The organism is Arthrobacter sp. NPDC058288, assembly GCF_042880995.1.
Taxonomy (GTDB): Bacteria; Actinomycetota; Actinomycetes; order Actinomycetales; family Micrococcaceae; genus Arthrobacter.
The window spans coordinates 1-1485 of record NZ_JBHVYH010000020.1 but is presented as its reverse complement, the minus strand read 5'-3'; the positions used below and the strand labels follow the sequence as shown (position 1 = coordinate 1485).

1 rRNA gene is annotated in these 1485 nt (G+C 54.1%); it reads right to left on the bottom strand.

The window, feature by feature from the left end:
- Positions 1-118: 118 nt before the first annotated feature.
- Positions 119-1485 (bottom strand): 23S ribosomal RNA (locus ACFVWT_RS22555); the annotation flags it as partial.

Here is a 1485-nt window from a genome sequence, read left to right as displayed (position 1 = left end):
TTGGTTCTCAAGCAACGGGTTTGTTGGTTGGGAACCACATAGTGGACGCAAGCAGTCTTGTTCTCTTCGTACCATTGTTTGGTGTGAACCCCTTTTGAATCGGGTTCACCAATGGTGTGTGGTGTAAGTTATCGGCCTATTAGTACCGGTCAGCTTCACGAGTCGTTAGTCCTCGCTTCCACATCCGGCCTATCAACCCAGTGGTCTGGCTGGGGGCCTCTCACACACAAGGTGTATGGAAATCTCATCTCGAAGCGAGCTTCCCGCTTAGATGCTTTCAGCGGTTATCCCATCCGAACGTAGCTAATCAGCGGTGCACTTGGCAGTACAACTGACACACCAGAGGTTCGTCCGTCCCGGTCCTCTCGTACTAAGGACAGCCCTTCTCAAATTTCCTGCGCGCGCAGCGGATAGGGACCGAACTGTCTCACGACGTTCTAAACCCAGCTCGCGTACCGCTTTAATGGGCGAACAGCCCAACCCTTGGGACCTACTCCAGCCCCAGGATGCGACGAGCCGACATCGAGGTGCCAAACCATGCCGTCGATATGGACTCTTGGGCAAGATCAGCCTGTTATCCCCGAGGTACCTTTTATCCGTTGAGCGACGGCCATTCCACAATGTACCGCCGGATCACTAGTCCCGACTTTCGTCCCTGCTCGAGATGTCTCTCTCACAGTCAAGCTCCCTTGTGCACTTACACTCGACACCTGATTGCCAACCAGGCTGAGGGAACCTTTGGGCGCCTCCGTTACTTTTTAGGAGGCAACCGCCCCAGTTAAACTACCCATCAGGCACTGTCCCTGACCCGGATTACGGGCCGAAGTTAGATGTCCAAAGTGACCAGAGTGGTATTTCAACGATGACTCCACCCGAACTGGCGTCCGGGCTTCAACGTCTCCCACCTATCCTACACAAGCCACTCCGAACACCAATACCAAACTATAGTAAAGGTCTCGGGGTCTTTCCGTCCTGCTGCGCGTAACGAGCATCTTTACTCGTACTGCAATTTCGCCGAGTTTATGGTTGAGACAGCGGGGAAGTCGTTACTCCATTCGTGCAGGTCGGAACTTACCCGACAAGGAATTTCGCTACCTTAGGATGGTTATAGTTACCACCGCCGTTTACTGGGGCTTAAATTCTCAGCTTCGCCTTGCGGCTAACCGGTCCTCTTAACCTTCCAGCACCGGGCAGGAGTCAGTCCGTATACATCGTCTTGCGACTTCGCACGGACCTGTGTTTTTAGTAAACAGTCGCTTCCCCCTGGTCTCTGCGGCCCCGATCCCCTCCGGACAGCGTGTGTCCATCAAGGTTGGGGCCCCCCTTCTCCCGAAGTTACGGGGGCATTTTGCCGAGTTCCTTAACCATAATTCTCTCGATCGCCTTAGTATTCTCTACCTGATCACCTGTGTCGGTTTGGGGTACGGGCGGCTAAAACCTCGCGTCGATGCTTTTCTAGGCAGCATAGGATCACCGAATCCCCCC